Genomic DNA, 17,300 nt, shown 5'->3' with positions numbered 1-17,300 from the left:
CTCCTATATAATTGATATGTATATTTTACAACAAAGGATTGAGAACATGTTTGATAAAAATGATTTTAAAGTTTTTGAAGATATGACTTTGTCGGGCCGTTTGAATTTAATCAGAACTAATTTAGATCCTAAGTTCGAAGCAATTGGTGCTGAATTAATGAAGCAGCTGGAAATCGAATATCAACAGCAGTTCTATATGAAAATAGCGAAACATCAACGCCGGACGAGAAATCCGCCACCTGATACTTGGCTAGCTATCAATCAAGACAAACGTGGTTACAAAAAGACACCACATCTGGAGTTAGGCTTATGGCCCGATCGCTATTTTATCACCTTTAGTTTATTGGCTGATATTAAGGATCGTGATCAATATTATCCGATATTGAAAACACATCAGAATTCAATCATAACAGAGAGCTGGAGCGTGTCAAATGACCACACTTCTAGTGAAATGTTGCCGGCTAATAAATTAGAAGCAATCAGAGACCGCTACGAAAAAGTTAAGTCTAGCGATTTGGTGATTGGTTATGAATTAATGAAAACAGATCCAATTGTCCAAAAAGGAAACTATGATCAATTATTGATCGATAAGTTCATGAAGCTTAGCCACTGGCTAATTACGTTTAATTCAGAAATAAAAAAATAAAAATAATTATGAAAATTAAGCTTCTCTTTTGAATGAAAGTGGCTATAATAAAGTTAGATATTAAGTTATAGTTTAAAGGGATGATCAAGATGAAATGGTATAAATCAATTGAGTTTTGGATCGGAATATTAATTACTATGGCATTTTTCCAATTATTCTTCGTATCGACTTATAGCGTACTATGGTGGGGCGATTTGATCTTGTCTGGTGTCGGAATGATTTTGATACTGAAAGTGATTGGTAAGTTACAAGTTTAGTTTTTTTAGTTGACGTCGTAAGCTAATTGCTTACGGCTTTTTTTTGTCAAAGATTTGTCACTGTTAGGTGACAAAGACAGTATTAAAAAAGAAAACGGTATCACATATAATTTAATTGAAAAATGAAATGGAGGTTATTAAATTGGAAATGTTTAATTTAAACCATTTAGATATGAATTTGACTGGAAAAAATCAACGAGAGGTACTTGAATCATTAGCAGATATGGCTCTGGATTTGAAAATAGTCGATAACTCTTCAACTTTGGTTAATGATTACTTAGAGCGGGAAAAAGAATCAACAACTGGGTTTGGTAATGGGGTTGCAATACCACATGCCAGAACTGATAATGTTAAATCGGCCGCAATTTTATTCGGTAGAATTTCAAATGATATTGAATGGAATTCTTTGGACGGGAAGCCTGTAAATACAGTAATTAGTTTACTTGTTCCAAATGATCAAAGTGATACGCATTTGAAGTTATTAGCAAAGTTAAGCCGTCAATTAGTTCATAAAGACTTTGTGGATATTTTAAAAACTGGTTCTAAACAAGAGGTCTTTGAAGCAATTGATAAAGTTTTAAATAATTAAATGACTTTAAGGGGATAAAATTATGACGAAAATTGTAGCTGTAACTAATTGTCCTGCTGGAATTGCTCATACTTATATGGTGGCCGAAGCCATTGAAGAAAAAGCTAAATCTTTGGGATATGAAGTACATGTTGAAACACAGGGAGCCAGTGGTGTAGAAAATGAGCTAACCCCAGAACAAATAGCAGAAGCAGATTACGTAATCTTAGCAATTGGAAAAGGATTGACCGATTCGGATAAGGCGAGATTCGATCAGAAAAAAGTTGTAGAACTTCCGGTTTCCGAAGCACTTAAGCATATTGATAGTTTGTTCAGTGACCTTGAGGGAAATTCCCATATTATGACTTCATCTAAAGTTAAATTAGGTGGCGACCAAGAAGTTGTAACTGAAGGGATAATGAGTTATTTAATGTCAGGTGTTTCAGCCGCTTTACCATTTGTAATTGGTGGAGGACTCCTAATTGCTATTGGTAGCTTAATGGTTCAATTTGGGATGCCTAATACACCTTTAGGAAAAGGGACATCGCCCTCAATTGCATGGATTATTACCAGCATTGGTAATTTGGGATTTCAATTTATGATTCCTATTATGGGTGCATATATTGCTTACGCTATAGCAGATAAGCCAGCATTTGCTCCAGCATTTCTAGTAACATTTCTTGCAAATGATTCTGATCTTTTAGGAACAAAATCAGGTGCTGGTTTCTTAGGTGCAATTGTAATTGGTTTATCAGTTGGTTATTTTGTTAAATATTTTAAGAAGATTAAATTAGGTAAAAACTTTCAATCAATCTTACCATTTATGATTATTCCATTTGTAACGCTATTGATATTCGGATTATTGACATACTACTTATTGGGTCCAGCAATGGCCTGGTTGATGTCCGTTTTACTCTCATTCTTGCAAAACATTCCAACTTCCATGAAAATTGTTGGTGGTTTCATTGTTGGAGCAATGCTTGCTTTTGATATGGGTGGTCCAATCAACAAAACCGCTTGGTTCTTTAGTTTTTCTTTACTTAGTTCACATGTATTCAATTGGTACGGAATCGTTGGTGTTGTTACACTTTTGCCTCCAATGGCAGCGGCCATTTCAACTTGGATAAAACCTAGTTTGTTTACCAAACAAGAACGTGCGGCAAGTTGGAGTGCCTTTATCGTAGGTAGCACAGTCGCTACTGAGCCAGCTATTCCATATGCTTTAGCAGCGCCACTACCAATGATTACTGCAAATACTTTAGCAGGAGGGATTACCGGTGCTTTAACAATAATGCTAAATGTTGAACGTACTGCCCCTGGTATCGGAATCTTTGATCCATTGCTTGGCCTAGAGTCACCTTGGTATTGGTTCTACTTGTGTGTAGCGATTGGTTTAGCATTGAATGTTCTCTTTATCATCACTTTCAAGAGTATCTGGCTTAAGAGAAAGGAAGAAAAAGAGGCAAAAGCAAAGCAAATTGCATAAATTTTAAAATGGACATGCATTCAGCATGTCTTTTTTAGAAAAGAGGATCTAATCATGAAGAAATATAATTTTGATGAAGTTATAGATCGAAAGAACACTTATAGTACACAATGGGATTATATTGAAGACCGTTTTGGTCGAAATGATATTTTACCATTTTCAATTTCCGATACCGATTTCAAAGTACCTGATTCCGTTCAAAGTGCTTTGCGAGAAAGAATAGATCATCCGATATATGGGTATTCAAGATGGAACCATAATGATTATAAGAACAGTATTATAAACTGGTTTGAAAAAAGTAATTCAGTAACAATTAAATCGGATTGGATTGTTTATAGTCCAAGCGTAGTGTTTAGTATTGCAACTTTTATCAGAATGAATTCACAGCCTGGACAGGTTATTGCAACTTTTACGCCCATGTATGATGCATTTTATAAAACTGTTGAATCAAATCAAAGGATTCTAGTTCCAATTCGTTTGGGAAGTGCACAAGAAAACTATCAAATTGATTGGGACAGCTTAGATACTATTTTGTCACAAGAAAACACGAGAATTTTCATTTTGACGAATCCGCATAATCCAACGGGGAAGGTTTTTACCAAATTAGAATTGAAAAGATTAGCAGTGATGTGTAAGGAAAATAATGTCTTCTTGATTTCAGACGATATTCACAAAGATATCGTTTATCCGAATTTCAAATATGTCCCTATAACAGAGGTAACAACTGATAATGTTGTACTATGCTGTTCTAGCTCAAAAACATTTAATACCCCTGGTTTAATTGGTTCTTATATTTTGATTCCAGATCCAGATCTGCGTAAAAAATTTTTAATTGAATTAAAAGAAAAGAATGCCTTATCATCAGTTAGTATTTTAGGAATGTACGCCCAAATGGCAGCCTATGGTGACGATGGTGCAAACTATGTTACTCAATTAGTAAATTATTTAAATGGTAATATGGATATTGTTAAGAAATTTCTTGATCAAAATTTGCCGGAATTTAATTTTGTTAAACCTAGTGCAACTTATTTGGCTTGGATAGATGTTACACATGTAAACATGACAATGGAGGTAATGCAGGATAGATTGGTAAATATCGGCAAAGTTGGAATAATGCCTGGAACGGTGTATGGAGATAGTAATTATCTAAGAATGAATGTTGCGTGCCCACGTGAAAAATTAAAGGAAGGACTGAAGAGGCTGAAAAGTAGCTTCAACTGATCATTATGTTTAATGCCAGACAAGTTCAAATATTATTACTTCTGTGGGATCAAGATTGCAATGGGGACTATTTAGCCAAAAAAGTAAATAGTTCCCGTAGAACTATAATTAGAGATATTAATTCGATTAATGATGAACTTAAAAAGAGTGAAACTGCAATAATAACGTCTAAGGGAAAGTATAATTTGGAGATATTTGATTATTCCAAGTTTCAATCATTAATTGTTCAATTTGAAAATCAAGATAGAAATATTTTGTATTACTTATTAGTTAATGAACACTTGAGTTTAGATGATTTAATGAGCAAGACACTCATGTCAAAAAACGACGTTATCAACAGTATTGAAAGAATAAATACAGGAAATGCTGAAAGCATGCAAATAATTTCCAGGCCCGGACAAGGATATAGTTTGAATCTTACTTTTGGTAATCGAGTTGATCTTTTAGCGTATCTTATCTTAATAATTCCTAAGGAAGTTAATGATGGTTTCATACAGAGTAATTATCCTGAAAATTTACGTGAGTATATAACAGATAATCAAATGAAGGCACAATTAACGGCTTTGAGCTTACTCAAAGATATTTCTTACAATGATTTTTATCTTCAAAAACAAGAAATATTGAACAGCATTAGTTATTCCCAAATCTTGCAACACGTCGAAAGCGTATCAGATAATTTTTCTATTAAACTCTCAAAAAGAAGTCTGTCAGAGAAAATAACTTTACACTTAAAGCGCTATAACTTGTTTCCAACATTCATTTCAAATTTATTATTAAAGCAAATAAATGACTTAAAGCTCAAAGAACCTTTTGCTTTTGAAATGGCGAAAAAGTTAAAAAAGGAGCTACAAAAGACTAGCAGGCACATTTTAGTTAATTGTGACTTCTTAGCGTTGTACATAATTGATTGTATGGAAACCAAATCTATGATTAAACCAGTCAAAATACTGATGTTTACCTCTCAAAGAGCAATTGCTTATATTAATGAAAATTCCATAACCGATTCCATAAAACGGATTGATTTATCAAGTATCTTTAATAAAGCAGAGTTTGATAAGAGATTGAAAATGGATGATTATGATATTGTAATAATTAACGGTCTAAGTGATAGTTTAAAAAATTATCATCCTGATTTAGTTTTTGATGGACTGATTGATGACTCTACGATGTCTCTTTTGAAGAAGATGGTGTCAGATAATTACTTTTATAAAAATATTGAACAAATGTTTCCAGAAAGTAATTATTTGTCAGTTTCTAATAAATCAAATAATTATTTTAGAACCTTAAATAAGGTATTAACCCTTTTGAAGAGCCAGAATCTGATAGATGACGAGATGGTTAAAAAAATCTATAGTAGAGAAGAAGAAGGAAATCAGTTAATTATTAATCATGTTGCGATTCCTCATGCGGTTAATGATACAAATTCAAGTAAAATATTTGTGATTAATTTAAATGAACCTTTAAAACTAAATGGAACTGAAATACATTTGATGATTTTAGTGATTGTCAATGATTTAAATGAGGATTATAAGCAATTATTTAATCATTTGTACAAGATTCTGAAGACTGATAACTTCGAGGAAGTTAGTCATAATCAAACTTATGAAAGTATCCTTGACTTTTTTAAAAGCAGTTAAATTTATATTAAAAGTTCGAGATAAAAATAAAGCCTAGAAAATTTATTTTCTAGACTTTATTTTATTTCACAAAAAAAATACATCCACCAATAAGTGAATGTATTTTGACAAAATATTAAAGAATTTGGTTGTAGTATTCAACAACAAGTGATTCGTCAATATTTGGTTCTAGTTCGTCACGTTCTGGGTTACGTACTAGAGAACCTGTCAATGTGTTATCGTCGAAAGTAACGAAACCAGGACGACCAACAACATTTTCTAGGTTATCTTTAACGATAGCCAAGTCCTTTGACTTTTCACGAAGGCTGATCTTTTGACCAATTTTAACTTCGTATGAAGGGATATCAACACGTTTGCCATCAACTGTGATGTGACCGTGGTTTACAAGTTGACGAGCTTGTGGACGTGAACTTGCAAGACCTAAACGGTAAACCATGTTATCCAATCTTGTTTCAAGAAGGATCATCAAGTTAATACCATGGATACCTTCCATCTTACCGGCACGGTTAAATAGGTTACGGAATTGACGTTCGTTAACATCATACATGAAACGTAACTTTTGCTTTTCAGCTAATTGTTGACCGTATTCAGAAACCTTACGACGGCCACCATTAGGACCATGTTGTCCTGGGGCATAGTTTCTACGAGCGATTTCCTTACCAGTACCTGAAAGTGAGATACCTAAACGACGTGATAATTTCCAACGTGGGCCTGTATATCTTGACATAAAATAAATTCCTCCAAAATGTTTGTCTGGAGTAAAATAATTAACTAGAGCTTAGCATTCGTGCAGTTATCGTTACAGTCTTCGCCATGTGCAGCCACAGGTTACTAGTTGAACTAAATCGTCGATAAATGTTGACGTTCTTGCCGCTCTTTGCTGCATATTTTACACGAAGGCTAGTATACCGTGATATTTGATGAAAGTCAAAGTTATTTTCAGTAACAAGCTTTTTAAGTTAATAGTTTAAGTCTTTATTATGAAAAGTTAACTTGGATAATTATTAGACTAATATTTGTTATAATTTTTGAAAGATAAGACTGAATCGTCATTAGGGGTGTAAATGTGTTTGTAATTATTATTGGAATAATCTTAATCATTCTGATCTTTCTGTGGTATATGTGGTTTTTGCAAAAACGCAATGCTTCAACTTTAAATCAAGCCAAAGATCATGCTGATGATTTAAAGAAATCTCGATTAGATGACAAGATTAAAGAATTAGAAGAAATGAAATTTTCTGGAGCGAGTGATGACCGCTTGAATGAACTTAAAGTTGAGTACCATCGCCAAATGGAAAATAAGTTCCCAGAGATTTTGAAGCAAATTCGTGCGGCCGAGTATAAAAATACTGAATTCAAAGTTTTTGGTGCTGCCAGCGACTTGAAAAAAATGAATTCAGAGTTGTCTGATTTTGAAAAGTCGCTCAACGATATTTCTAAGGGTTTTGATGAACTCTCGAAAAGCAATGAGTTAAATGCCACTCACAGTGAAGAGTTACGAGAACAATATCAAGTTTTACGTAAGCAGATCTTAACCCAATCATTTAGTTATGGTCCAGCAACTGATAAGTTAGAAGACGAACTCGCAGAGATTGCCAAACTCTTAGACCGAGAAAAAGAATTGACCCAAAAGGGTGATCACATCGAGGCTAGTCAGTGCTTGGATGACGTGAGAATCAAATTAGGTTTAATTGCTGACCAAGTCAAGATCATTGAGCCATTATTCCACGATTTAAACGAGGTCTTTCCAGGACAAGTTGATGAAATTAAGTTTGTTTATCAAAAGTTGGATAAACAACAGTATAAATTTGCGGATGACATTGTTGATTTAATTGCGACAGTTCAACGAGAGATCGATGAATCTAATACTAAATTAGGCGATTTGAATTTTGATGCTGTCAATACTAATAATGAAGATATTAAACAAAGAATCGACGATCTATATGAAACTTTGACATTGGAGATTGATGGTCGACGGGATGTTTTGAAGGAACAAAAACCTGTTTTGGATTATCTGAATCACGCAGTTTTCCAACACAATCAATTGGATAAACGGATTCAAAAGTTGCAAGAGAACTATATTTTGACTGAACAAACTCTCAATACTTTCCAGACTAATTTTAACAACCTGAATGAATTGCATCATCAATATGATGCCGACGTTCAAGGGATTGCCGATAAGCAGATTATCTTTTCACAAGTTAAAAAAGATTTCAGAGAAATTGTTAAACAGTTGGATGAGATCGAATCAGGTGAGAAGAACATCAATGACGATTTGAATCAAATGTTATCTAGTGAACAAATTGCTCGTAACAGCGTTGATGAATATGCCAAACGTTTAGAGATCCAAAAGAAGATGATGGAACAATTACGTTTAAATGGTTTGCCAGATGATTATCTCGATTACTTCTACATGGTTTATGATGAAATCAATAAGCTTTATGATGAATTAGATGCTAAGCAAATTAATATGGAAGATATTAGTAAGCAAGTGATTGTGACCCAAGAAGATTTAGATAACTTGGTCGAAAAGACGCAGAAGTTGAAATATAATGTTCAATTGGCCGAAAAATTATTGCAGTATTCAAATCGCTTTACTGACAGTGATCAAGATTTTAAAGATCAAGTTAACAAAGCACGCTCATTATTTGATGACGATTATAACTATGATGAAGCGGTTGAGGTTATTTCTAAAGCCTTAGAGAGTGTTGAACCTGGATCAGTCGATCGAATAAAAGAGACAATTAATTCATAATTCTGTAAAAAGTGTGTTAAATTATAATAGATAAAAATTTAGGCCGTTAAGGCCTTTTTGTTTTGGGTGAGGCAAAAATGATATATTTTGATAATAGTGCTACAACAAAAGTAAATGATTCAGTTCTACAAACATATAACGCTGCTAGTCAAGAATACTTCGGTAATCCTTCCAGTTTGCACAAACTAGGATTGAAAGCATATGAGCTCTTGGAGACATCGCGCAAGCAAATTGCTAGTTTGATGGGTTTCAAAGCTGATGAGGTCGTTTTCACTAGTGGGGGAACAGAGGGCAATAATTGGATCATCAAAGGCACGGCTTTTAAGAAGCGTGAATTTGGCAAACATATTATTACCACATCGATTGAACATCCGTCAGTTTTGAATACGATGCATCAATTGGAAGAATTAGGCTTTGAAGTAACTTATTTACCAGTTGATAAGACTGGCCATATCAGTGCTAAAGATGTTAAAGATGCAATTAGAGATGACACGATCTTGGTATCTACGATGGCAGTTAACAATGAGATTGGGGCCGTTCAACCGATTCATGAAGTGGCAGCCGTGTTAAAAGACTATCCAAGTATCAGTTATCACGTGGATGCCGTTCAAGCTATCGGTAAGAATTTACAATCACAATTTATTGATCCACGAGTTGATTTTTATACATTCTCCGGTCATAAGTTCCATGCCCCACGTGGGATTGGTTTTATTTATATGAAAGAAGGCAAACAGCTGGAGCCTTTAATGGCTGGTGGTGGTCAAGAATCCAACCTTAGAAGTGGTACTGAAAACACACCTGCTATTGCCGGAATGGCTAAAGCAATTCGTTTATTGAAAGAAAATGAAGCGCAAAAAGCGACTAAGATGGAACAATTGAAAGAAAAGCTGATCAACCATTTATCAGGAATGGAAAATGTCCATGTCTTTTCACAAATCGCGACTAACTTTGCACCTCATATTATTTGTTTCACAATCGATGGTGTACGTGGAGAAACAATCGTGCACACCTTTGAAGACCGAGATATTTATATTTCGACTACCAGTGCTTGTTCTTCCAAAAAGGGACTTGAGTCAGGAACATTAAAAGCGATGAATATTCAAGAAAATGTCGCTACCAGTGCTGTTCGGGTCAGTTTAGATGAAAGCAATACTGAAAAAGAAATGGATGAATTTATCAAGAATTTGGATGAGATTCATGATCATTTCCAAATTTTGAATTAGGAGATTTAGATGGAATATACAGAAATTATGGTTCGTTACGGCGAACTATCAACTAAGGGAAAGAACCGTAAGAGTTTTATTGACCGTTTGCACGGAAATGTCGCTAAGGTTTTGAAAGACTTTCCCGAACTAAGAATGCAACCACATCGTGATCGGTTACATATTAAATTAAACGGTACCGATGCCAAGCCAGTTATGGAAAAGCTTCAAAACGTCTTTGGTATTCAAACTTTTTCTTTGAGTGTCAAAGTTTCCAGAGACTTTGAAGATGTGAAGAAAAAAGCCGTGGAAATGATGCATGAGGCTTATCAGCCAGGAATGAGTTTCAAAGTGGGTACGAAACGTTCAGACCACAATTATCCACTCGATACTAATCAAATCAACTTACAATTAGGGGATGCCATCTGTGATGCCTTTCCAGGAATCGATGTTGAGATGAAAAAGCCAGACATCAAGATTTCAGTGGAAGTAAGACAAGATGGAATTTATCTATCCTACCTAACTGTCAAAGGTGCTGGAGGACTACCCGTTGGTACAGCTGGTAAAGCAATGTTGATGCTATCAGGAGGAATTGATTCCCCAGTAGCTGGATATTTGGCTATGAAACGAGGCGTTGATATTGAAATGGTTCACTTCTTCAGTCCACCATATACTTCAGAACAAGCCTTGAATAAAGCCAAAGAATTGACTTCAAAATTGACTGCCTTCGGGGGCAATATCAATTTTATCGAAGTGCCATTCGCTGAAATACAAGAAACCATCAAAGCCAACGTACCAGAAGGCTATTTGATGACGATCCAACGTCGCTTTATGTTAAGGCTAACTGACATGATCCGAGAAAAACGTCATGGATTAGCAATCTTTAACGGAGAAGCCGTTGGTCAAGTAGCATCACAAACCTTGGAAAGCATGGCTGCCATTAATGACGTAACCACGACCCCAATTTTGAGACCAGTAGCAACCATGGATAAGACAGAAATTATTAGATTAGCCGAAAAAATCGACACCTTCAATTTATCCATTCAACCATTCGAAGATTGCTGTACCGTCTTTGCACCACCATCACCAAAGACACGCCCTAATATCGAAAAGACTAGAAAATTTGAAAGTTCACTCGATATTGAAGGCTTGATTCAAAGAGCTCTAGATGGAATTAAGATCACAACCATCGAACATGGCGACAAGTTCATGGAAAATGACCAAGAAAACATCAATAGTTTATTGTAATAATAATTGACGTTTTTCATTTTATGCTTTATTATCAAAATATCAGCTTTGATCAGGAGTGTTATGTAGTTAGATTTCAGAGAAGGCATGTTGTTGAGAATTGCCGAATCAAGTTACTTAACTGTTACCTGTGAGCTATCAAAATTATTGATCGGGCCATCGTTAACTGTTGTTGAGTGAAGAGTCATATTGACTCTTAATTTAGGTGGTACCGCGAGTCTTCGTCCTATTGTTGGATGAGGGCTCTTTTTTTTACAGTCTCTTAGTGGCAAAGCCACTTAGAGACTGTTATGGGGTCGCCTTGGCGACCGTATTCCGATTTTTAGTGGCTGTGCCACTTAGAGACTGTTATGGGGTCGCCTCGTGCGACCGTATTCCGATTTTTTAGTGGCAAAGCTACTTAGAGACTGTAATAGATTCGGACAATATTCCGATTTTTAATTAGTTTTATCACCAATGTTTTGTAATTAAGCAATAATAAAAAAATAATAAAGGAGAACCAAATTATGAGAGAAATCGACATGGATACGAAATACAATCCGCAAGAAGTCGAAGCAGGACGTTATCAAACATGGCTTGATGATGATGACTTCAAACCTTCTGGCGACAAGAAAGCTAAACCTTATTCAATCGTTATCCCACCACCAAATGTCACTGGTAAATTACACTTGGGCCACGCTTGGGATACAACCATTCAAGATACTTTGATTCGTTATAAACGAATGCAAGGTTTTGACACGCTTTACTTACCTGGTATGGATCACGCCGGTATTGCTACGCAAGCAAAGGTTGAAGCTAAATTGCGCGAACAAGGTGTTTCTCGTTACGATTTAGGACGTGAAAAGTTCGTTGATGAAGTCTGGAAATGGAAAGATGAATTTGCCTCAATCATCAAATCACAATGGGGTAAGTTAGGCCTTTCGCTCGATTATTCAAGAGAACGTTTTACATTAGACGAAGGATTATCAAAAGCCGTTCGCAAAGTCTTTGTTAAGCTATACAACGAAGGTTTTATCTATCGTGGCGAATACATCATCAACTGGGATCCACAACTACAAACCGCCTTGTCAGATATTGAAGTTATCCACAAGGATGACCAAGGTGCCTTTTATCACGTTAAGTATCCTTTCGCTGACGGGTCTGGTTTCATCGAAATTGCAACCACTCGTCCCGAGACAATGTTCGGAGATGTTGCGGTAGCCGTTGCTCCTGATGATGAACGCTACAAAGATATTGTTGGTAAAGAAGTTATCGTACCATTAGTTGAGCGCAAGATTCCTATTATCACCGATCACTACGTTGATAAGTCATTCGGAACTGGTATGGTTAAAATCACTCCAGCTCATGATCCTAACGATTTCGCAGTTGGTAATCGTCATGATCTTAAACGAATTAACACGATGAATCCTGACGGTACAATGAATGAAAATGCTGGCAAGTATAACGGCATGGATCGTTTTGAAGCTAGAAAAGCTATCGTTAAAGACCTTGAAGATAACGGCGATATGATCAGAATTGAACCTTATGTTCACAGTGTTGGACATTCAGAACGTTCAGGTGTGCAAGTTGAACCAAGACTTTCGACACAATGGTTTGTAAAGATGAAACCACTAGCTGAAATGGCATTGAAGAATCAACAGACTGACAATAAAGTTGACTTTGTCCCTGACCGTTTTGAAGATACCTTTACTCAGTGGATGGACAATGTTCATGATTGGGTTATTTCCCGTCAGCTCTGGTGGGGACATCAAATTCCTGCTTGGTATAACAAGCAAACTGGTGAAACTTTTGTCGGTGAAGAGGCTCCTAAGGACATTGAAAATTGGGAACAAGAGTCTGATGTTTTGGATACATGGTTCTCAAGTGCCTTATGGCCATTTTCAACAATGGGTTGGCCTGATGAAGACTCAGAAGACTACAAACGTTATTTCCCAACGAATACTTTAGTAACTGGCTATGACATTATCTTCTTCTGGGTTTCACGAATGATCTTCCAAAGTTTGAAATTTACAGGTAAGAAACCATTTGACCACGTAGTTATTCATGGTTTGATACGTGACGAACAAGGTCGAAAGATGAGTAAATCTCTTGGTAATGGTATCGATCCAATGGATGTGATCCAAAAATATGGTGCTGACGCTTTACGTTGGTTCTTAATGAATGGTTCAACTCCAGGTCAAGATACCCGTTTCAGTTATGACAAGATGGATTCAGCTTGGAACTTCATCAATAAGATTTGGAATGCTTCAAGATACGTAATTATGAATCTTGATGATGACACTCCAGCAATGGATGATCTTTCCAAAGTAACTGATTATGACTTGTCAGATAAGTGGATCTTAATGAAGTTGAATACGACCGTTAAAGAAGTTAACCGTCTCATGGATAACTTTGAATTTGGGGAAGTTGGTCGTAATCTCTACAACTTCATCTGGAACGATTTCTGTGACTGGTACATTGAAATGAGTAAAGCTACGTTAACCGGTGACGATGAAGCTGCTAAGAAGCAAAAGAAGATGATCTTAACTTATGTTCTTGATCAAACTCTACGCCTAATGCACCCAATCATGCCTTTCGTAACTGAAAAGATTTGGTTGACAATGCCACATAACGGTAAGACAATCATGCAAGCTAAGTATCCAGAATACCACGCTGATTTAGATAATACTGAGGCCATGACACAGATGGATGTCTTGATCGATTTGATCAAAGCATCACGTAAGATCCGTTTGGAAGCTAATGCCCCAATGTCTAAAGCAGTCGACGTTTTGATCAAACCGCAAGATGAACAAGTTAAAGCTGTTATTCTCAATAATAAAGAGTATATTGACCGCTTCATGCATCCAAAAGAACTACAAGTCGCAACTGACTTGAAAGCTCCAGCTTTGGCAATGACTGCTGTTACAACTAGTGCAGAATTATACATGCCATTGGCCGAGCTAATTGACCTTGATGAAGAGATTGCTCGTCAAAATGAGGAAATGAAGAAACTGGATCAAGAAATTACTCGTCTTGATAAGAAGCTATCCAATCAAAACTTTGTTTCAAAGGCACCTGAAAAAGTTGTTAATGAACAAAAAGAAAAATTGGCCGATTATCAAGCTCGTCAAGCAAAAGTTCAACAAAGAATTCAACAATTAAAAGATAATCAATAGGATAATTCAATGACAAAAGGGGGTTGGCATCTGTCCACCTCTTTTTGTTTGAAAAAATTGGAGTGAGTAAATTGTTAGAAAGCTATCAAGCAGCAGTCGATTATATTCATTCATTACCAAAATTTCATCGTACCAACAATCTGGACAACATTAAGCAAGCTTTAAAGCGGTTAGACAATCCTCAAGACGCCTATGAGACGATTCATATTACGGGAACGAATGGCAAGGGGACCACGACTAACTTTTTAGCTAATCTGCTTGAAAGTACGGGTAAACGAGTAGGGATGTTCACTTCGCCTTTCATAAAAAAATTCAATGAACGGATTCAAATAAACCATCAGTATATTGCCGATGATGAATTGCTGAAGCTGGTCAATTATTTGAAAGATAAAATTGGTGATATTTCGTTAGCAGAATTTGAATTTGTGACCGTTTTGGGTTATTTTTATTTTCGTGGGCGTGTCGATGTTGCTGTCATCGAGGCTGGTATCGGAGCAAGACATGATAAGACGAACGTCATTACCCCAGAGCTTTCGATCATCACTTCGATAGATTTGGATCATGAGCAATTAATCGGGCCCACCATTCAAGACATTGCGCTAGAAAAAGCTGGGATTATTAAACCAGAAAGACCAGTAGTGACCGGCTTTTTGCAAGATTCAGTTCAAGGAATCGTCGAGAATGCTGCTATCAAGCAAAAAAGTGTTTTTTTTGAATTTGAGCACGAATTTAGTATAAAAAATTATAAAAATACTGATTTTGATATTTCATTTTCGTATTATGATGATACAGTAGCAATTGATGGTATTCATTGTGCCGGTTTTGAAAGAACTACAGCGATGAATGCTGCCATCGCTATCAAGGCATTTTTGGTCTATCAAAAGCAACACTTGGCCTCGGTTAATAAGGAATTAGTGATTGCCAATTTAGACAGTCATCATTTACCAGGTCGAGCCCAAGTTGTCCATCGACAACCATTGATTTTGTTAGATGGTGCACATAATATTTCAGCAATTTACAATTTAATTAATTCTTTGACCATAAATCATGAAAATAAGGATATAATTGTTTTGTATGCTGGAATGAAAGATAAAGATCGCCATGAAATATTGGAAGAATTGGCCCCCAAAGTGGCACACGTTTATATCACTAAGCTTGATATGGCGCGTTCAGCAACGGCTAGTGACTATAATCTAAACAGTTATACCAATGTTTCATTTGTTGAAAATTATCGTCAAGAATTACAGAAAATAGTTCAATCGTTGGAAACTAATCAAATGTTATTAGTTACGGGATCTTTCTATTTAGTTTCTGACTTAGAAAACTTTTTTTCGTAATTTTAAAGTATGATGATAAATTTAAGAGAAAAAATTCTAGCTTATGGTGTTAGTAATTTAAAAAATGAAGAATTGCTCGCCGTGATTATCGGCAACGGAACAAAAAAGAATTCGGTTGTGGAGCTATCAAAAGAAATCATTGATAATTCCAGAAATTTAAATCTGAGTTTAGATGACTTGCTATCTTTTGACGGTATCGGAGTGGCTCAAGCCTGTAAGATTATGGCAGCGTTAGAGCTTGGTACTAGAAGAATACAAGCAGATGTCTTATCAGAAAGAATCAGTTCGGTCGATGATGTTGGGCAACATTTAATAAATAAAATTGGAAACATTCCACAAGAACAGCTAATCACGATCTATTTAAATAATAGTTATCATGTTATTGATGAGAAAACTATTTTTATTGGGACAGTTGATCAAGCGACGGTTCATCCTCGTGATATTTTGCGGGAGGCGGTAAAATTGTCAGCAACTCAAATTATTGTTGCTCACAATCATCCGAATGGATCGCTAGCTTTTTCACGACATGATCAGGAATTTAGTCTGAGGTTGAAAAAAAGCTGTCAAATAATAGGAATAAACTTGATCGATCATTTAATTATTACCTCGAAGACCTACTCAAGTCTCAAGAGTTTAAATTTAATTTAGGATATGATTTCGTGATACTTTCAATCATTCATTTCTATGATATAATTTTGATTAGCGTAAAATGTGGTGTGTACTTTAAAGGAGAGAAAATAAATTGTTTGGTATTGGATCAAAGAAGCTCGGTATAGACTTGGGAACGGCAAATACTCTAGTTTATGCTGAAGGAAAAGGTATAGTTTTAAATGAACCTTCAGTTGTCGCAAAGAACAACAACACAGGAGAAATCGTTGCCGTCGGTTCTGATGCACGAGAAATGATAGGTCGTACACCGGGAAGTATTTCTGCTATTCGTCCAATGCGTGATGGTGTGATTGCTGATTATGATACGACTGCCGCTATGATGAAGTATTTCATCGAAAAGACGGCTAATAACACTAAACCATCAGTTATGGTTTGTGTACCAAGTGGAGTCACAGAGGTTGAAAAGCGTGCTGTTATCGAAGCAACTCAACATGCTGGTGCTCGTGAAGCTTATGTAATAGAAGAACCATTTGCTGCAGCCATTGGAGCCGGACTTCCTGTTATGGATCCAACTGGTAACATGGTAGTTGATATTGGTGGTGGTACGACTGATGTTGCTACTATTTCATTAGGTGGTATCGTTTCATCTCGTTCAATCCGTGTAGCTGGTGATAAGTTTGATGAATCAATTTCAGCTTATATCAAGTCAAACTTCAATCTACAGATTGGTGAGAGAACTGCCGAAGATGTTAAGATTCAAATTGGTTCTGCCTCAATCGAAAAGGCTAAAGAAATTGAATCAATGCAAATTCGTGGTCGTGACTTAGTAACTGGTCTTCCAAAGACAATTCAATTGACTGGTGAAGATATTGCTACAGCCATCCACGAAAATGTCGAAGAAATTATTGAAACAATCAAAGAAACCCTTGAGGAAACCTCTCCTGAAATTGCCGCCGATGTTATCGATCACGGAATCGTCCTAACTGGTGGTGGTGCCTTATTACATCATTTACCAGAAGTTATATCTGAAGCAACGGGAGTTCCAGTGTTCATTGCTCAAGACCCACTAGATTGTGTGGCTATCGGTACTGGTGAATCACTTAAGAATATCGATGTAATGCGTCGCCAAAAATAAGCGGGTTAATCCCGTTTTTTTTATTTGATCTACTAGGAGGAAGC

Annotated in this window: 14 protein-coding genes; 13 read left to right on the top strand and 1 reads right to left on the bottom strand. The window is 36.0% G+C overall.

Going from position 1 to position 17,300, the window contains the following annotated elements; translation table 11 throughout:
• Positions 1–46 precede the first annotated feature (46 nt).
• The 6 genes from ACG72T_RS04725 to ACG72T_RS04700 all read left to right on the top strand — a co-directional run bounded on the left by ACG72T_RS04725 (position 47) and on the right by ACG72T_RS04700 (position 5,815).
• Positions 47–646 (top strand): DUF1054 family protein, encoded by a 600-nt coding sequence (locus tag ACG72T_RS04725; protein ID WP_395264962.1) that lies wholly within the window; start codon positions 47–49, stop codon positions 644–646.
• A gap of 89 nt (positions 647–735) precedes the next feature.
• Entirely contained in the window at positions 736–903 is a 168-nt protein-coding gene (locus ACG72T_RS04720) for a hypothetical protein (protein WP_395264960.1), read from the top strand.
• 142 nt (positions 904–1,045) lie between these two features.
• Complete coding sequence (locus ACG72T_RS04715) at positions 1,046–1,492, top strand: PTS fructose transporter subunit IIA (RefSeq protein ID WP_395265044.1); 447 nt, start codon at positions 1,046–1,048, stop codon at positions 1,490–1,492.
• Positions 1,493–1,514: 22 nt separating this feature from the next.
• Positions 1,515–2,957 (top strand): PTS fructose-like transporter subunit IIBC, encoded by a 1,443-nt coding sequence (locus ACG72T_RS04710; RefSeq protein ID WP_395264958.1) that lies wholly within the window; start codon positions 1,515–1,517, stop codon positions 2,955–2,957.
• Between the two features lie 54 nt (positions 2,958–3,011).
• Positions 3,012–4,178, top strand: coding sequence for a MalY/PatB family protein (locus ACG72T_RS04705; RefSeq protein WP_395264956.1), 1,167 nt, complete (start codon positions 3,012–3,014; stop codon positions 4,176–4,178).
• 5 nt (positions 4,179–4,183) lie between these two features.
• Positions 4,184–5,815 carry a PTS sugar transporter subunit IIA gene (locus ACG72T_RS04700; protein ID WP_395264954.1) on the top strand — a complete coding sequence of 544 codons (1,632 nt, stop codon included), beginning with the start codon at positions 4,184–4,186 and terminating at the stop codon, positions 5,813–5,815.
• Positions 5,816–5,930: 115 nt separating this feature from the next.
• Here ACG72T_RS04700 and rpsD read toward each other — a convergent pair whose 3' ends face one another.
• On the bottom strand, positions 5,931–6,542 hold the full coding sequence (rpsD, locus tag ACG72T_RS04695) for a 30S ribosomal protein S4 (protein WP_395264952.1): 612 nt from the start codon (positions 6,540–6,542) through the stop codon (positions 5,931–5,933).
• A gap of 339 nt (positions 6,543–6,881) precedes the next feature.
• On the opposite strand from rpsD, the gene ACG72T_RS04690 reads away from it, so the two are divergent.
• The 7 genes from ACG72T_RS04690 to ACG72T_RS04660 all read left to right on the top strand — a co-directional run bounded on the left by ACG72T_RS04690 (position 6,882) and on the right by ACG72T_RS04660 (position 17,256).
• Positions 6,882–8,570: a septation ring formation regulator EzrA gene (locus tag ACG72T_RS04690; protein ID WP_395264950.1), complete on the top strand. Its 1,689-nt coding sequence runs from the start codon at positions 6,882–6,884 to the stop codon at positions 8,568–8,570.
• Between the two features lie 77 nt (positions 8,571–8,647).
• Positions 8,648–9,793, top strand: a complete 1,146-nt coding sequence (locus tag ACG72T_RS04685) for a cysteine desulfurase family protein (RefSeq protein ID WP_395264949.1) — start codon at positions 8,648–8,650, stop codon at positions 9,791–9,793.
• Between the two features lie 9 nt (positions 9,794–9,802).
• A complete protein-coding gene (thiI, locus tag ACG72T_RS04680; protein ID WP_395264947.1) occupies positions 9,803–11,020 on the top strand; it encodes a tRNA uracil 4-sulfurtransferase ThiI in 1,218 nt (405 codons plus the stop codon).
• A 506-nt stretch (positions 11,021–11,526) separates the two neighbouring features.
• Entirely contained in the window at positions 11,527–14,175 is a 2,649-nt protein-coding gene (locus ACG72T_RS04675) for a valine--tRNA ligase (RefSeq protein ID WP_395264945.1), read from the top strand.
• Positions 14,176–14,237: 62 nt separating this feature from the next.
• Entirely contained in the window at positions 14,238–15,512 is a 1,275-nt protein-coding gene (locus ACG72T_RS04670; protein ID WP_395265043.1) for a bifunctional folylpolyglutamate synthase/dihydrofolate synthase, read from the top strand.
• A gap of 9 nt (positions 15,513–15,521) precedes the next feature.
• A complete protein-coding gene (radC, locus tag ACG72T_RS04665) occupies positions 15,522–16,160 on the top strand; it encodes a DNA repair protein RadC (RefSeq protein ID WP_395264943.1) in 639 nt (212 codons plus the stop codon).
• A 94-nt stretch (positions 16,161–16,254) separates the two neighbouring features.
• The gene (locus ACG72T_RS04660) at positions 16,255–17,256 is read left to right on the top strand and encodes a rod shape-determining protein (protein ID WP_395264941.1); all 1,002 of its coding nucleotides are present in this window, start codon (positions 16,255–16,257) and stop codon (positions 17,254–17,256) included.
• Positions 17,257–17,300: the final 44 nt, after the last annotated feature.

The organism is Companilactobacillus sp. FL22-1 (assembly GCF_043951805.1).
Classification (GTDB): domain Bacteria; phylum Bacillota; class Bacilli; order Lactobacillales; family Lactobacillaceae; genus Companilactobacillus.
Note: the sequence above shows the minus strand (reverse complement) of the source record. Positions and strands in the feature narration are given on the sequence as shown.